The organism is Amycolatopsis keratiniphila subsp. keratiniphila (assembly GCF_001620365.2).
Taxonomy (GTDB): Bacteria; Actinomycetota; Actinomycetes; order Mycobacteriales; family Pseudonocardiaceae; genus Amycolatopsis; species Amycolatopsis keratiniphila.
Genome location: NZ_LQMT02000008.1, coordinates 27,423 through 43,043, shown reverse-complemented (window position 1 = coordinate 43,043; position 15,621 = coordinate 27,423). Strand labels below are relative to the sequence as shown.

General features: G+C 69.8%; 14 protein-coding genes. 6 read left to right on the top strand and 8 right to left on the bottom strand.

All coding sequences use genetic code 11. The features are described 5' to 3' along the window. The first annotated feature begins 40 nt into the window (after positions 1 to 40). The gene (locus tag AVR91_RS07125; protein WP_063276471.1) at positions 41 to 1,624 is read left to right on the top strand and encodes an FAD-binding oxidoreductase; all 1,584 of its coding nucleotides are present in this window, start codon (positions 41 to 43) and stop codon (positions 1,622 to 1,624) included. On the opposite strand, the gene AVR91_RS07120 is transcribed toward AVR91_RS07125, so the two are convergent. Then, positions 1,599 to 2,522, bottom strand: coding sequence for a LysR family transcriptional regulator (locus AVR91_RS07120; protein ID WP_063276472.1), 924 nt, complete (start codon positions 2,520 to 2,522; stop codon positions 1,599 to 1,601). The two genes, AVR91_RS07125 and AVR91_RS07120, sit on opposite strands and share 26 nt — an antisense overlap. Before the next feature lie 121 nt (positions 2,523 to 2,643). On the opposite strand from AVR91_RS07120, the gene AVR91_RS07115 reads away from it, so the two are divergent. After that, positions 2,644 to 4,026 (top strand): M20 family metallopeptidase, encoded by a 1,383-nt coding sequence (locus AVR91_RS07115; protein ID WP_063276473.1) that lies wholly within the window; start codon positions 2,644 to 2,646, stop codon positions 4,024 to 4,026. Further along, positions 4,023 to 5,300, top strand: a complete 1,278-nt coding sequence (locus AVR91_RS07110) for an MFS transporter (RefSeq protein ID WP_063276474.1) — start codon at positions 4,023 to 4,025, stop codon at positions 5,298 to 5,300. Before AVR91_RS07115 ends, AVR91_RS07110 begins: the two co-directional genes overlap by 4 nt. A gap of 19 nt (positions 5,301 to 5,319) precedes the next feature. Here the strand turns inward: AVR91_RS07110 and AVR91_RS07105 are convergent, their stop codons facing one another. Continuing rightward, entirely contained in the window at positions 5,320 to 6,903 is a 1,584-nt protein-coding gene (locus AVR91_RS07105) for an AMP-binding protein (protein ID WP_063276475.1), read from the bottom strand. An 82-nt stretch (positions 6,904 to 6,985) separates the two neighbouring features. Further along, positions 6,986 to 7,546 (bottom strand): TetR/AcrR family transcriptional regulator, encoded by a 561-nt coding sequence (locus AVR91_RS07100; protein ID WP_063276476.1) that lies wholly within the window; start codon positions 7,544 to 7,546, stop codon positions 6,986 to 6,988. Positions 7,547 to 7,672: 126 nt separating this feature from the next. Between AVR91_RS07100 and AVR91_RS07095 the strand changes: the two genes are divergently transcribed. From AVR91_RS07095 to AVR91_RS07085, 3 genes are all read left to right on the top strand, one after another. Continuing rightward, complete coding sequence (locus tag AVR91_RS07095) at positions 7,673 to 8,377, top strand: alpha/beta fold hydrolase (protein WP_063276477.1); 705 nt, start codon at positions 7,673 to 7,675, stop codon at positions 8,375 to 8,377. 76 nt (positions 8,378 to 8,453) lie between these two features. Beyond that, positions 8,454 to 9,098 (top strand): flavodoxin family protein, encoded by a 645-nt coding sequence (locus AVR91_RS07090; RefSeq protein WP_063276478.1) that lies wholly within the window; start codon positions 8,454 to 8,456, stop codon positions 9,096 to 9,098. Further along, on the top strand, positions 9,099 to 10,112 hold the full coding sequence (locus AVR91_RS07085; RefSeq protein WP_063276479.1) for a LacI family DNA-binding transcriptional regulator: 1,014 nt from the start codon (positions 9,099 to 9,101) through the stop codon (positions 10,110 to 10,112). Positions 10,113 to 10,364: 252 nt separating this feature from the next. Here the strand turns inward: AVR91_RS07085 and AVR91_RS07075 are convergent, their stop codons facing one another. From AVR91_RS07075 to AVR91_RS07055, 5 genes are all read right to left on the bottom strand, one after another. Further along, positions 10,365 to 11,666, bottom strand: coding sequence for a protein kinase domain-containing protein (locus AVR91_RS07075; protein ID WP_063276481.1), 1,302 nt, complete (start codon positions 11,664 to 11,666; stop codon positions 10,365 to 10,367). A 17-nt stretch (positions 11,667 to 11,683) separates the two neighbouring features. Then, positions 11,684 to 12,316: a GDSL-type esterase/lipase family protein gene (locus AVR91_RS07070; protein ID WP_063276482.1), complete on the bottom strand. Its 633-nt coding sequence runs from the start codon at positions 12,314 to 12,316 to the stop codon at positions 11,684 to 11,686. Next, a complete protein-coding gene (locus AVR91_RS07065; RefSeq protein WP_228709144.1) occupies positions 12,313 to 13,074 on the bottom strand; it encodes a sugar phosphate isomerase/epimerase family protein in 762 nt (253 codons plus the stop codon). Before AVR91_RS07065 ends, AVR91_RS07070 begins: the two co-directional genes overlap by 4 nt. After that, complete coding sequence (locus AVR91_RS07060; protein ID WP_063276483.1) at positions 13,071 to 14,108, bottom strand: LacI family DNA-binding transcriptional regulator; 1,038 nt, start codon at positions 14,106 to 14,108, stop codon at positions 13,071 to 13,073. Before AVR91_RS07060 ends, AVR91_RS07065 begins: the two co-directional genes overlap by 4 nt. Before the next feature lie 69 nt (positions 14,109 to 14,177). After that, positions 14,178 to 15,620, bottom strand: a complete 1,443-nt coding sequence (locus AVR91_RS07055) for a polysaccharide lyase 6 family protein (protein WP_063276484.1) — start codon at positions 15,618 to 15,620, stop codon at positions 14,178 to 14,180. Position 15,621 lies beyond the last annotated feature (1 nt).

Sequence of the window (15,621 nt, the reverse complement as noted above, 5' to 3'; positions counted from 1 at the left end):
TAAGTAACTTACTGGGGAGTCATATCGAACGGAGGCGACGATGCCGGCCGAGGAGCGTTCGTGGTGGGGCTGGGGCACCACTGACGGCGAACTGTCCAAGGAAGAGTCCGACGCGCTGGTCGCCCGCACGTCGGGGGTGCTGCCCGGCCACGACTTCACCGATCACGCGCCGCCGGATCCCGCGGATCTCGACCTCCCGGCGCCGAGGATCCGGCCGCCCGCCACGCTCGCCGCGTTGTGCAGCGACGGAGCGGTCGACCGGTTGTCCCACGCTCGCGGCAAGGCGTTCCGCGACGTCGTCCGCAATCTACTCGGACGGCTCGACCACGTCCCGGATCTGGTCGCCCGCCCGCGCACGGAACAGGACGTCGTCGACCTCCTGGACTGGTGCACGGCCTCCGGTACCCCGTTGATTCCTTACGGCGGCGGCAGTTCCGTGGTCGGCGGGGTCGAGCCGCGGTTCGACGGTCCCGCGGTTTCGATGGATCTGGCCGGTCTCGGCGAGGTGCTCGAAGTGGACACGGTCAGCCGCGCGGCGCGCATCCAGGCCGGGATCTTCGGACCGGCGCTGGAAGACCGGCTTCGCCCACTGGGGCTGACCCTGCGGCATTTCCCGCAGTCGTTCGCCCATTCGACGCTCGGCGGCTGGCTCGCCACCCGTGCGGGCGGGCATTTCGCCACCCTCGCCACGCATATCGACGATCTCACCGAATCGCTGCGCGTCGTCACACCCGCCGGGATCAGCGAATCGCGGCGCCTGCCGGGCTCGGGCGCGGGTCCCTCGCCAGACCGGATGTTCCTCGGCTCCGAGGGGACGCTCGGCGTGATCACCGAAGCCTGGATGCGCCTGCAGGACCGGCCGGTCTGGCAGGTGACCGCGTCCGTCGCCTTCGAACGGCAGGAGGACGCGGTCGCCGCCACGCGCGCGATCGCGCAGTCCGGGCTGTACCCGTCGAACTGCCGTCTGCTCGACCCGGCGGAGGCGTTCATCAACGCGGGCGCGAGTGTGGGCGGCGGTCTCCTGCTGGTCGCGTTCGAATCCGCCGATCATCCGGTCGACACCTGGCTCGACCGCGCGCTCGAACTGACCGCGGGCCACGGTGGTGTGGTGAAAGCCAGGCGCAGCAAGGATTCCGCCGGTCAGGACAGCGCATCGGCCTGGCGCTCGTCCTTCTTGCGGATGCCTTATCAACGCGACGCGCTGGCCCGCCGTTCGCTGATCGTGGAGACCTTCGAAACCGCGTGCACGTGGGACGGCTTCCCGGAGTTCCACGACGCGATCACCTCGGCGGCCCGCGCCGCGATCGACGCGGTGTGCGGTGGTGCGGGTGTCGTCACCTGCCGTTTCAGTCATGTGTACCCCGACGGTCCCGCGCCCTATTACGGGATCTACGCCGCCGGGCGCTGGGGGAGCACGGTCGCCCAGTGGGACGAGATCAAGGCCGCCGTCTCCGAGGCGATCGCGGGTCACGGCGGCACGATCACCCATCACCACGCCGTCGGCCGCGATCACCGGCCCTGGTACGACCGGCAGCGTCCCGGCCCCTTCGCCGCCGCGATCACCGCCGCCAAATCCGCGCTCGACCCGGCGGGAATCCTCAATCCCGGGGTGCTGATCGGCTGACCGGAGGCCGGACGAACGACGTCAGCAGCGCGGTGAACCGCATGGCGGCCAAGGACAACGTCCGCCCCGCCATGGTCTGCACCTGGGCTTCGCGTTTGCGGAACACGGCGTTGTCGAGCAGCACGTACGCGACCCCTTCGGTGGCCGCGTCCTCCTCGATGTCACCCAGCCCGCCGACCAGGGCGATCCCGCCGCCGCAGCGGACGAACTCGTACTTCGGGCTCAGTTCGTTGCACTCCAGCACCGGATGCGCCGTGAGGTTCTCGATCCGCGCGGCGATGTCGAACAGATCGCGCAGGCTCTGTCCCGGCGCCGGCAGCGCGAGCGGATGCTCGCACAGTTCGGCGAGCCCGACGGCGTCGCGGCTGGTCAACGGATGACCGAGCGGCACGATCGCGTACACCGGGACCACGACCGCGCTCTCGACGCGCACGCCGTGCTGCGGCCCGGTCGCGAACGTGACGGCGACGTCGGCCGCACCTTCGAGGACCCGGCGTGTCGCCTCGTCCCTGGTCACGACGTCGATGTGGAACGTGACGTCATGGTCGCGCCGGAAGGCGGCGATGGCCTGCGGGACCACGCGGCGGGCGAAGCCCTCGGAGCAGGCGACCGTCAGGGACCGGGCGTGCAGCCCGCGGCCGGTGCGGAGTTCGTCGACGAGAACGGCCGATTCGGCCTCGCTGCGGCGGACGTGGTCGAGCAGCCGGGTCCCGGCCTCGGTCGGCACCATGCCCCGCGGATGCCGGACGAACAACGGCACCCCGATACCCGCTTCGAGTTTGGCGATCTGACGGCTGATCGCCGAGGGGGCGACCGTCAGTTCCGTCGCCGCCTCGGACACCGAGCCGGTGCGGGCGACTTCGAGGAAGTACGTCAACGCGATCGGCAGTAGTCGCATCAGGGGCTCCGCAGGTTTGCCGTAATGAGAACGCGGAGCACGGTAAACGGCAATGGTCAGGGTACGCAAACCGACTTACGCTCCTCTGCGACACTCGACGAGCGAATCGGGAGACAACGCGGTGATCCCAGCGGAACTGGTCACGAAGGCCCACGAGCACGTCGACTCCGGCGCGTTCTTCGCCGAGCTCGCCGAACTCGTCCGATATCCGACGGTGAGCGATCACCCGAGCGGCCGCGTTGCCATCAAGGCATACCTGGACGACGTGCTGACCCCGGCGCTGACCGCGCTCGGCTGTTCGGTGGAGACGTACCCGAATCCCGACCCGGACGGCGGCCCGTTCCTGATCGGCACCCGCGTCGAGCGCCCGGACCTGCCGACCCTCCTGTGCTACGGCCACGCCGACGTCGTCGACGGGCACGAGGGCCGCTGGAGCGAAGGCCGGGATCCGTGGACGCTGACCGCCGACGGCGAGCGCTGGTACGGCCGCGGTTCGGCGGACAACAAAGGGCAGCACCTGATCAACCTGACCGCGCTCAGGCTGCTCCTCGCCGAAACGGGTTCGCTCGGCTTCAACCTCAAGTTCCTTTTCGAGACCGGGGAGGAGATCGGCTCGCCAGGACTCGACGAGTTCGTCGAGGCGAACCGGGAGGCGCTGAGCGCCGACGTCCTCATCGCGTCCGACGGCCCGCGCCTGGACGCGGCGACACCGACGGTGTTCCTCGGCGCGCGGGGCAGCGTCCGGATCGCCCTCGACGTCGATCTCCGCCCCGACGCCTACCATTCGGGGAACTGGGGCGGAGTCCTGCGCAATCCCGCCACCACCCTCGCGGGCGCGATCGCCTGTCTCGTCGACGGGCACGGCCGCGTCCAGGTGCCGGAACTCCTGCCGCCCGAGCTCCCGGACAGCGTCCGTGCGGCGCTCGCCGGCCTCGAGATCGGGAACAAACCGGGTGACCCGGCGCTGGACGACGGCTGGGGCGACACCGGCCTGACGGCGGCCGAGCGGTTGTACGGCTGGAACACGCTCGAAGTCCTTTCGCTCGGCGCGGCCGACATCGACCGTCCGGTGAACGCCATTCCTGGCCGCGCCCGGGCGATGCTGCAACTGCGTTACGTCGCCGGAACCGATGTCGACGGCGTGGGCGAAGCGATCACGAAACACCTTGCCGCGAACGGGTTTCCGATGGTCGACGTGACCGCCGAGGGCAGCTTCCTCGCCAGCCGCACCCCTGTCGACGACCCGTGGGTCGGCTGGGCGAAGAGCGTGCTCGACGAGGTTTCCGGGCAGCCGGTGGCGATCCTGCCGAGCTTCGGCGGGGGACTGCCGAACCACGTGTTCACCGACCTGCTCGGCCTCCCGACGTTGTGGCTGCCGCATTCCTATCCCGGCTGCCTGCAGCACGCGCCCGACGAGCACCTGCTCGCGCCGATCGCGCGCGAAGGCCTCGTCCTCGCCACGGCGTTGTTCCACGCGCTCGGACGGCGCGGGGAGGAGGCATGACGACCGGCAGGACGGTGGCCAAACCGCGCACGCCGTCGTCCACGCGGCGCGCGATCGCCGCGGCGACCATCGGCAACGCGCTCGAATGGTTCGACCTCGGCGTGTACGCGCTGATGGCGGCCTACATCGGCAAGACCTTCTTCCCCGGTGGGAACGCCGCCGTGCAGCTCGTCCAGGCGTACGCGGTCTTCGGCATCACGTTCCTCGTGCGCCCGCTCGGCGGTCTGGTGCTCGGTGCCTACGCCGACCGGTTCGGCCGCAAGAAGGCGCTCGTGCTGACCATCTGGCTGATGGTGATCGGGACGTTCCTGCTCGCGGTGATGCCGGGTTACGCGACGATCGGGTTCCTCGCGCCGGTCGGCGTGATCGTCGCGCGGCTGATCCAGGGATTCGCCGCGGGCGGGGAATTCGGGGCGGCCACGTCGTTCCTGATCGAACAGGACGACCGCCGCAAGGGTTTCCTCGGCAGCTTCCAGTTCGCCAGCCAGGGTTTCGCGACGCTGATGTCCGCCGGGTTCGCCGCCGGGCTGACCGCTTCGCTCAGCGCCGACGCGATGACGTCGTGGGGCTGGCGGATCCCGTTCGTCTTCGGGCTGCTCGTCGGCCCGGTCGGCTACTACATCCGGCGTCACGTCGACGAACCCGAAGTCGCTCAAGAGAAACAGTCGAAGTCGACGCCGGTCCGGACGCTGTTCCGCTTCCACTGGGGCGGCCTGCTGATCGCCGGCGGAGCGCTGGTCGTCTCGACCTCGCTGAACTTCATCCTGCAGTCGCTGCCGACGTTCGCGATCAAGAACCTCGGCCTCGACGACTCGCTGTCGTTCGTCGCCCTGATGATCACCGCGGCCATTCTGACCTTCGTGACACCGATCGTGGGACTGCTCACCGACCGGCACGGCCGCATCGGGATCATGATCGTGGCCGCGGCGGTGATCGGGGCCGGGGTGGTGCCGTTGTATCTGTGGGTCACCACTTCGCCGTCGTTCCTGACCCTCACGGTGACCATGACGATCCTGGGCCTGTTGAAGGCCATCTACTTCGGCGCGCTTCCTTCGGTGATGGCCGATGTCTTCCCGGCTCACACCAGGGCAACGGGGCTTTCGTTCGCCTACAACGCCACCGTCGGGATCTTCGGCGGATTCACGCCGACCATCGCGACCGCGATGATCGCGGCCACCGGATCGCCTGTTTCGCCCGGTTACTACCTCTTGGCGACAGCGTCGCTGAGCATTGTCGCGCTGGTGGCGGCGAATCGGCGGCGCGGGATTCGCTGACCGGTGGCGAAAGCCGCTTTCACAACTCCCGCAACAAGTACCGCTGAAGCTTCCCGCTCGCGTTGCGCGGCAGCGCCTCGATGAACCGCACGCGCCGCGGATACTTGTACGGCGCCGCGGTCGCCTTCGCGTGGTCCTGCAAGGCTTTCACGAGATCCGTGCCGGGTTCGGCGCCGGGGCGGGGGACGACGAACGCGGTGACGACCGAACCGCGATCCGGGTCCGGTGTGCCGATCACGGCGCATTCGTCCACGTCCGGATGGGTCAGCAGGACTTCCTCGACCTCCGGGGCGGCGATGTTGTAGCCCGACGAGATGATCATGTCGTCGCTGCGCGCGACGAACCGGAAGTAGCCGTCGGCGTCGCGCACATAGGTGTCGCCGGTGAAGTTCCAGCCGTCGCGGACGTAGTCGCGCTGGCGCGGGTCTTCGAGGTAGCGGCAGCCGGTGGGGCCGCGCACCGCCAGGAAGCCGGGCGTGCCGTCGGGTACGGGCGAACCGTCGATGTCGAGGACGGCCGCCTCGTAGCCGGGTACGACCTTGCCGGTCGCGCCGGGACGCGCGTCGTCGTCGGCGGCGGAGATGAACACGTGCAGCATTTCGGTGCTGCCGAGCCCGTCGATGAGCGGCCGCCCGACGATCGCCCGGTACTGCTCGGCCACGGGAGCGGGAAGCGACTCGCCCGCGGAGACGGCCCGGCGCACTCCGGCCAGAAGCCGTCCCTCGCCGGCGTTGAGGATCGCGCGGTACGCGGTCGGGGCGGTGAAGAGGACGGTGACGCCCTTCTCGGCGACGATGGCGGCGAGTTCGGCCGGGGTGGCGCGTTCGACGAGCAGCGTCGCCGCCCCGGCACGCAACGGGAAGACCAGCAGGCCACCGAGTCCGAACGTGAAGGCCAGCGGTGGTGTGCCGCAGAAGAGGTCGCCGGACGTCGGGCGCACGACGTGCCGGGAGAACGTGTCGGCGATCGCGAGCAGATCGCGATGGAAATGCATGGTCGCTTTCGGGGAGCCCGTCGTGCCGGAGGTGAAGGCCAGCAGGGCGACGTCGTCGGCCGCGGTCGGGACGTCGGCGAACGTCGCCGGATGCCGTTCCGCGCGGGCGGCGAGTTCCGTTCCGTACGCCACGACGGGCAGATCGGGCGGGAGTTCGTCCGTCAGGCGCTCGTCGCAGACGGCGAGCGCGGGCTTCGCGCGGCCGACGATCTTGTCGAGTTCGGCCCGTCGCAGCATCGGCATGCTCGTGACGGCCACCGCGCCCGCCTTGAGCACGGCCAGCCAGACCGTCGCGAGCCACGGGGTGTTGGTGCCCCGCAGCAGCACCCGATCGCCCGGGACCACACCGAATTCGGTGACCAGGACGTGGGCGACGCGGTTGGCGCGGGCGAGGACTTCGCCGTAGGTCCACGTTTCGGCGGGGGAGAGCAGGCAAGGCCGGTCCGGACCGAGCCGGGTGATGGTGTCGTCGAGCAACGCGGTCGCGGCGTTCAGCCTGTCGGGATAGCGGAGTTCCGGCAGGGCGAAGACGAACTCCGGCCACTGATCGGCGGGAGGCAGCCGGTCACGGCAGAACGGGTCGACATGCGCGCTGGGAGAAAGCCTCATCGTCGCCGCTCCTCGGTCCGGCCGTGCCCCCCCTCCCGCGAAGGTAGCACTTGTTACGACCGTCGAGAAGACGCGATGAAGCTCAGCCCGCGACGTCGGCCACCGCTCGGGCCAGGGTGGTTCGCACGGTCTCGGGGTCGTCGAGGTTCCCGCCGTGTAGGGCGCCGTCGCGGAGGAGGACGAGCGTGCGGGCGGCATGCTCGGGGTCGGCATGGCCCGCGTCGCGCGCCAAGTCCCGGAGCACGCCGAAGAACCAGTTCCGGTGATCGTCGATGACCTGCCGCACCTGGTGCGCGCGATCGGGGTATTCGGCGGCGGCGTTGAGGAACTGGCAACCGCGGAAGTCGTCGTCGAGCGTCCGGTCGCCGACGATGCCCAGAGCGGCGAGCAGCGCTTCGCGGGCGGGCTTCCCTTGCGTCACCGCGCCGACGCCCGCGCGGATCCGTTCGCTCGTGGTGCTCAGGTAGGCGGCGACGAGGTCGTCCTTGGTGGGGTAGTGGCGGTAGAACGTCGCCCTGGTCACGGCCGCTTCGGAGACCAGACGCTCCACGCCGACGGCATGGATGCCCTCCGCGTAGAAGAGCCGTGACGCTGTCTCGAGCAGCCGGATCTTCGGGTGTACGTCCCGGTCGACAGTCGGCATCTTTCAACTCTAGAGAAAGAACGGTCATTCCACCAGGTCGTCTTCGTCACGTTGCGGAAGGCATCCCGGGCCGACATGGTTGAGGCAGAAAGACCGATCATTCTCCCTGGCTCTGAAGGAGCAGCAATGAGCAACCAGAAGCCCACCATCGTCCTGGTCCACGGTGCTTTCGCCGACTCGTCCAGCTGGAACGGCGTCGTCCCGAAGCTGCGTGAGCAAGGCTATCGCGTGCTGGCGGCGTCGAACCCGCTGCGCGGCATCGAGTCCGACGCGGCCTACGTCGCCGACGTCGTCAACGGAGTGGACGGCCCCGTGGTGCTGGCCGGGCACTCCTACGGCGGTGTGGTGATCAGCCGCGCGGCCACCGCCGCGCCCAACGTCAAGGCGCTCGTCTACATCGCCGCCTTCCAGCCGGAGGCGGGGGAGAGCGTGTTCGAGCTGTCCGGCCGGTTCGAGGGTGGCAAGCTCGGGCCGGACACCACGAACGTGCTGGCCGCCCAGGGTGAGCTGTCGATCAAGCCCGAGAACTTCTCGGACGTGTTCGCGGCCGACGTCCCCGCGGAGACCGCCGACGTCATGGCGGTCACCCAGCGTCCGGTCACCGAGCGCGCGCTCGGCACCCCGTTCGACGGCGAGCCGGCGTGGAAGAACCTGCCGTCGTGGGCGCTGATCGCCGAGCAGGATCACGCGATCCCCGCCGCCGCGCAGGCGTTCATGTCCGACCGTGCCGGTTCGGAGGTCACCAGGGTCGACGCTTCGCACGCCGTCTCGGTCTCGCGGCCGGACGTCGTCGCCGAGGTCATCCTCGCGGCGGCCGCCAAGGTCGCCTGACCTGGGTCGCTTGACAGGTGAAACCTCCCCGGAGAGACTGAAAAAGCGTTTTTGCAGTCTCTCCGGGGAGAACCACGTGAAGGTCTTGGTGCTCGATTCGAGCCCGCGTCGTGAAGGCAATTCCTGGGCTCTCGCGCAGGCTTTGGGCAAAGGTGCGGAGGAGTCCGGGCACACGGTCGACTTCGCCCGGCTCTCCGAGTTCGTCGAGTCGCCGCTGGGCGACTGCCGTGACTGCCGGCTGAGCGATCGGTCGTGCGGCATCGGGGACGGCTACGAGCGTCTGCTGTTCGATCACGTGCTCCCGGCGGACGCGATCGTCTACGCGACGCCACTGCACTGGTACGGCATGACCGGGCGGCTCAAGTCGTTCTTCGACCGGCTTTTCTGTTACACCTCCGGCAGTTCGCCGCACACCGCCGACGTCGTGCCTGGGTTGATGGGTAAACGGGCCGCGGTGCTGATTTCCTGCGAGGAGAGCTATCGCGGCGCGACGCTCGGCCTCGAGGCCCAGTTCCAGGAACTCACCCGGTATCTGCGTCAGGATCTCGCCGGGATCGTGGTCGGCGTCGGCAACAGCCGGGGCGAGGTGGAGCGTGATCCCGCCCGGCCGTTGGCGGCGGCGGAGGATCTCGGCCGTAGGCTGGGCGACGCCCATGTCACCGACTATCGGCTGGACACCGACCGGCCGAACCGCGTCTGGGGACCGCCCGTGGAGGCCTGAGTGTCGCCGACCATCCGTGACGTCGCCGCCGCCGCGGGGGTCTCGATCACCACCGTCTCCCACGTGCTCAGCGGACAGGGGCGGATCTCCGAGCAGACCCGGCAGCGGGTCGCGCGGGCGGCGGCCGACCTCGGCTATCAGGCGAGTGTGCACGCGCAGCAGCTGGTCACCCGGCGCAGCCGCACCCTGGCGATCCAGCTCGCGAACTCGGTCGACGCGAGCAGCGCCTGCGCGCTCGTGCCCAACTCGGACTACTTCCTCGAAGTGCTCAACGGGGCGGCCGAGGCCGCGTCGAAACGGTCGTACGCCTTGCTTCTCGCCCCGACGGACGCCGACCTCGACCGGCTGAACGCCTTCGCCGTCGACGGCGCGATCCTGGTGGATCCCCGTGGCGACGAGCCTTTCTTCGCGACCGGCTGGTGCCGTGACCGGCCTCTGGTCACCGTCGGACGGCCGATGGCGGCGCCGTGCCCGGTGCCGGTCGTCGTCGACAACGACCTGGTCGCGGCCGCCCGGCTGATGCTGGATCACTTGGCGGACAACGGTTACGAGCGGCCGGCGATGATCACCACCGACACCCGCCGGTCGTACGCGGCGGACCTGGTCGCGGGCTACACCGGCTGGCTGGAGGAGCGGGGACTGGAGCCGGTGGTGGTCGAGATCGACGAGCCGCCGACCACCGAAGGCACGGCGGATGCGCTGGGCAGGCTGCTCGACCGCCCGGTACGTCCGGATGCCGTCTTCACGACGTCGGAGAACCTTGCCCTCGGCGTCCTCCACGAGGCCCGCCGCCGACGGCTCGCGGTACCCGACGGGCTCGGGATCTGCAGTGCCGTCGACAGTGGTTCGCTCCGGCTCGTTTCGCCGCAGGTGACCGGGATGTTCGTGCATCCCCGTGAGGTGGGCGGCCGTGCCGCCACGGCGTTGATGGACCTCGTCGAGGGTGTCGACGGTGGGCCGAACCGGATCGAGGTTCCCGTGCGCCTGAACGCGCGGGAATCGACCGCACGTTAGCCACTGGCGATCTTGCGTGACCAGATGGACGACTCGCGTGTCTGGATGGACGACACGTGTGTTTGGACGGACGACTCGCGGCTGCGGCTTCGTCGCGGTCGTGTCGTCCCTCCGGTCACGCGTGTCGTCCGTCTGATCACACGTGTTGTCCGTTCGATCACGCGAAGCCGCCGTTCGGTCCAGGTGGTCGTGAGTGGCGATTCGGGTTAGAACCCGAATCGCCACTCACGACGGCCTCCGCAGGGAACCAGCTCAGGAACTCCGACACACCGCGACCGGCGTGTCCCCGCCGTCGTCCTCGGTGGTCGCGATGAAGCCGAACGTGGTCGTCCCGCCGGCGGGTAGTACCGCGTTCCAGTCCACTTCGGACACTCGCACGCGATCGCCGTCCTGCGCGAGGGAACCGTTCCACAGATTGGCGATACGGGTGCCGGGCGGCAGCGTCCAGCTGACCTCCCAGCCGGTGAGCCGGGTGTCCTGGGCGTTGCGGACGGACACGCGGATCTCCGAGCCGCCGGGCCAGCGGTTGGCGATCTCGTAACGCGCTTCGCACACCGGCTTCGCGGCCGACGGCGAAGGCACCGCCACCGGGGCGACGGCGTCGGGTGCGTCGCCGTCGAACAGCAGGATCCCCGCCAGGACGCCTCCCGCCACCACCACGCCGCCCGCGATGGCGATCGGCAAGCGCGATCGGCGGGCGGGCGCGGGAAGCCGTTTGGTGCCGGCCAGGATCGCCGGACGGCCGTCGGCGACGGCGGCGAGCATCCGTCCGGCCTCGGCCATGTCCGGCCGTTCCGCGGGATCGCGCCGGAGCATGCGCAGCAGGACGTCCGTGAGCGGGCCGGTGGTGCGGGGCGTGACGATCTCGCCGCGGGCGACCCGTTTGAGGAGCGCGATCTGGTTGGCGTCGGTGCCGAACGGCGGCGCACCCTCCAGCACGGTGTAGAGCGTGGAGCCGAGCGAGAACACGTCCGACGGGTAGCCGGGTTCCTCGCCGTCGGCGACCTCGGGGGAGAGGTAGGCGGGAGTGCCGACGACGAGCCCGCCGCCGGTCATGGTCCCTTCCCCGGTGGCGTGGGACAGGCCGAAATCGGCGATCTTCGCGTTCCCGTCGCCGGTGATCAGGATGTTGTTGGGCGTGACGTCGCGGTGCAGGATCCCGTCCTCGTGCGCGGCGGCCAGCGCCGAGGCGATCCGCGCGCCGAGTTCCGCGACCCGGCCTGCGGGGAGCAGGCCGTCGTCCGCTAGGAGGTCCGTCAGCGGCCGCGACGGCAGGTATTCCATGACCAGGAACGGCGTTCCGTCCTGCTCCACGACGTCGTACACGGTGACGGCGTGCGGATGCTTGAGCCGCGCGGCGACCCTGGCCTCCCGCATCGCGCGCACGATCGACCGGAACGGCGCGCCGTCCGGCGAGGTGTCCGGCAGCAGCTGCTTGAGCGCCACCGTGCGGTCGAGCCGCTCGTCCCGCGCCCGCCACACCACGCCCATCGAGCCCCGGCCGACCTCGCGCTCCAGCCGGTAACGTCCGGCAATGACGGCATCCCGGTTCACGGACGCAACTGTATCCGCTACGAGAGCGGGGCCTCCTGGACCGGCGACCCGGCCGCCGCGAGCCAGGCTTCGGCGAGCAGGCGATGTCCCAGCGGGCTGGGGTGGACGCCGTCCGGGGCCAGCGTCGCCGCCCCGTGCTCGGCGGCCGCCCGCGGCATGAACAGATCCGCGCGGATCAGCCGCGCGCCGAACTCGGTCGCCACCTCGATCGCGGCCTCGACACGGGGCGCAAGATCGGCGACCCAGTCCTGCTGTTCGGGCTCCACCGGCAGCAGGAACGGCGTGATCACGTACAACTCGGCCGGGAGATCCCGCCGTGCGCCCGCCAGCAGCCGGGAGTAGGCGGCACGGAACTTGTCGATCGGGCTCGGCAGGCCGCGGTCGAACGTCCGCCAGGTGTCGTTGATGCCGATCTTCACCGTCAGCACCGTGGGACGCGCCGCGAGGACGTCGGTGGCCCAGCGGGCTTCGAGGTCGTAGATCCGATTTCCGTTGATCCCCCGGTTGAGCACCTCCGGGCCGTCGCCGAGGAGATCCGCGATCCGCCGCACGTAGCCCTTGCCGAGCGACGCGGGATCGGTGCGGTCGCGGCTGGAATCGGTGATGGAGTCGCCGGCGAACAGCAGGCGGTCGGCTTCGGTGAACCTCACGCGCCCGCCTCGATCAGCTTCCGCAGCGAGTCGGCCTCACCGGGGATCAGGTCCGGGTCGTTGTCCGGGACGAACTCCAGCAACGCGTCGAGCGGCCGTCCGGCCTTGGCGAGCAGACCGAACGCCCGCGTCCAGAGCTCCGTCCGGAAGGTCAGCGGATGCCGCTCGTTGCTGGGCCACCACGAGAACACGTGCACCGCGCGGACCTGGTCGAGTACCAGTTCCAGCCCTGTCAGCGCCTGCTCGTCCGGCAGATCCTGCGGCGGCTGCCAGTAGGTGCCGAGATTGTCGCGGCCGACCTCTTCGAGCAACCGCACGGTCGATTCGGCGGTATCGGTCAGCGTCCCGCCGTGGAACTCCAGCGCGACTTCGAGTCCGTGCTCGTTCGCGACGTCGGCGGCCTCGCGGAGCCCGGCGACGATCTGCTCGCGTTCGTAGGAGTCGACGTCCTCGGAGCCCGCTTTCCCCGCCCACACCCGGATCCGCGAGGCGCCGAGCCGGACCGCGGTGGCGGCGATCTCGCCGAACTTCCCGGTCTCCATCGGGGTCGCGCGGAAATAGGAACCGTAGGAGTCGCAGGTCAGCCCGTGCCGTGCCATGGCCTCGAACGCGCGCTCGGCCGCCCAGTCGTCACCGGGGCGGACATGGACGTCGGCACCCCATTCGATCACCTGCAGCCCCGCCTCCTCGGCGCGACGGGCGACGTCGTCGGCGTCCAGCCGCCGCAAGGTCACCGAACACAGTCCCGGGCGGATCATTTTCCCTCCAACGGTTGAGTGCTTTCCCGCAGCACGACCTCGCCGGTGATCGGCTTGACACGGGGACCGTCCGCGCGGTGGTCGAGGATGAAGTCGAGGGCCTGTTCGCCCATGCGCTCGATCGGCACCCGCACAGTCGACAGCGAAGGCCTTATGTCGCGCAAGGTAATAATGTCGTCGAACCCCGCGATCGCGATCTGCGTGGGGACCAGCAGACCGCGGTCGCGACAGGCGGCCATCGCGCCGACGGCCATCACGTCGTTGACCGCGAACACGCAGCCGCGGAAGCCGCTCTCGATCGCCCGCACCATCGCCGCGTAGCCGCCGTCGCGAGTGAATTCCGCGCGCAGCACGTGGTTTTCGGGCAAGGGCACGCCGTGGCGGGCGAGGCCGTCACGGAAACCCAGCACCCGGTCCCGCGAGGTCAGCAGGCCGGACGGCCCGGCGAGGACGAGGAAGTCACGGTGCCCGAGCCGGGCGAGTTGTTCGGCCAGATCCGCCGCTCCCGCGCGGTTCTCCAGCATGACGGTGTCGAAGGGGAGTTTCCGCTGCCCGATCACCACGACCTGGCCGTCGGCGGCCTCGAACGCCTTGAGTTCCTTGGTCAGATTCCGTTGCAGGGCACTGTCTTCGTTCCGCGACCCGGCGAGGATGACCGCCCGAGCCCGTTGCCCGCGCAACGTCGTGACGTACTCGAGTTCCTTCTCCGGATGGTTTTCCGTGCTCGCGATGGTGACCGTCAGCCCGTGCCGGGCGGCCACGCGCATCACGCCGGACGCGATCGAGGAGAAGTACGGGTCGACGATGTCGTGCACCAGCAGCCCGACGACATTGCCGCGGCCGCGGGCCATCGCCTGCGCGGGCACGTTCGCCGTGTACTGCAAGCGTTCCGCGGCCCGCAGCACCGATTCGCGCAGGGTGCCGCTGACCTGTCTCGTCCCGCCGTTGAGCGCCCTCGACGCCGTCGCGAGCGACACTCCGGCCTCACGGGCGACGTCGGCCAGGGTGGCCGAACCCGCGGCACGCTGCGCCATGGTTCCTCCCAAGGTGGTGCGGTGGGCTCACGCCGGCGGGGGCTGCCGCCGGCGTGAGCCCGGCTTTCACTACGGAGCGCCGGGGCCGACGTCCGCGGTGGTGAGCGGCCGGTTGGCGATGGCGGCCGTCGAGTACTCGTCGGCGCCGACGTCACGCAGGCTGCCGCGGGCCTGACCGTCGATGTCCAGCGTGACCGGTGCGGTCGAGAGGGTCGCCGAGTCGATCGCGGGGCTGCCCGCGGCCAGCCGCGAGATCCCGTCGGTGCCCTGCACGAGCTTCGGGTCGACCCGGCGGAAGGTGCCGGCCGGGATGTTGCCGTTCCCGCCCGAACCCCACAGGATGTTGCCGGACCAGGTGAAGTTGCCCGTGGTGCTCATCGAGACCAGGTCTTCGTTGTCGCCGACGAAGATGTTGTCCGAGATCGTGCAGTCGCGCGGTTCGATCGTCCGGTTGGTCTCGCCGGAGAGCGTGCCGCCGTTGTTCAGCAGCGTGTTGTGCGCGATGAGCACCCGGTCCGCCGCGTCGTTCTTACGGCGGGATTCCTTCGATTCTCCCGGGAAGTGGTCCCGGACGGTGCCGCTGCCGACGACCAGCGCCCTGCTGGACAGTCCGGCGATGTAGTTGTTGACGATCTTGTGGTCGTTGCCGTAGATCCGGATGCCGTCCTTGCCGTCGAGGATGAAGTTGGCTTCGACGACGGACTTGTTCCCGTGGCGCAGCACGATGCCGCCCCGGCTGTTCCGGATGGTGTTGTGGCGGATGAAGTTGCCCGACGACTTGACCGAGATCGCCTCCGGGTCGCCGTTCGCGCGTTCGAACAGGTTGTACTCCACCGTGGCGGAGGCGGTGCTCAGGGCGCGCGGGCTGACCCCGAGCCGGATCGGCTCGCCGCCGTTGTCGCCGGCGAAGCTGTGGTCGGAGAAGTAGTTCCGCACGACGTGGACGCCGGTAGCCATCTTGTCGTCGTCCGCGCCCTCGATGCAGAGCATGACGCCGATCGTCGTCTTGTGGTGGAAATGGTTGCGGTCGACCTTGCTGTAGTCGGCGCGGACCATCACCCAGTCCAGGTCCGGGAGGTCGGCCAGCTGGAAATCGTTGCGGGTGAGGCGGATTCGCGAACAGTTCGCGGGGATCTCCAGCGTGGTGCTCTGCCGGAACTCGAATCCGCTGAGCGTGACACCGGTGGAGTCGTCGAAGACGAAGCTCTGCTCACCGGTGAACGTCACCCCGCCGCGGGACTGGGCGATGATCGTGATCGGCTGGTCCTTCGTGCCGCGCCTGCCCTTGACGGTGATCGGCTTGCCCGACGGCACGGCGTACGTCCCGTTCTCCACCGTGATGACGGCACCGGGAGCCGCCCGGTTGATCGCGGTCTGCAACTCGGTCAGCGAACTGACGTTCAGTGCGCACAGCCCCTGCGGTTTGGCCGACGCCGTGCCCGCGGTGACCCAGGGGACGGTGATCAGCGCGGCGCCGAGGGTGGCGCCGCTGAGGAACCTTCTGCGATCCATG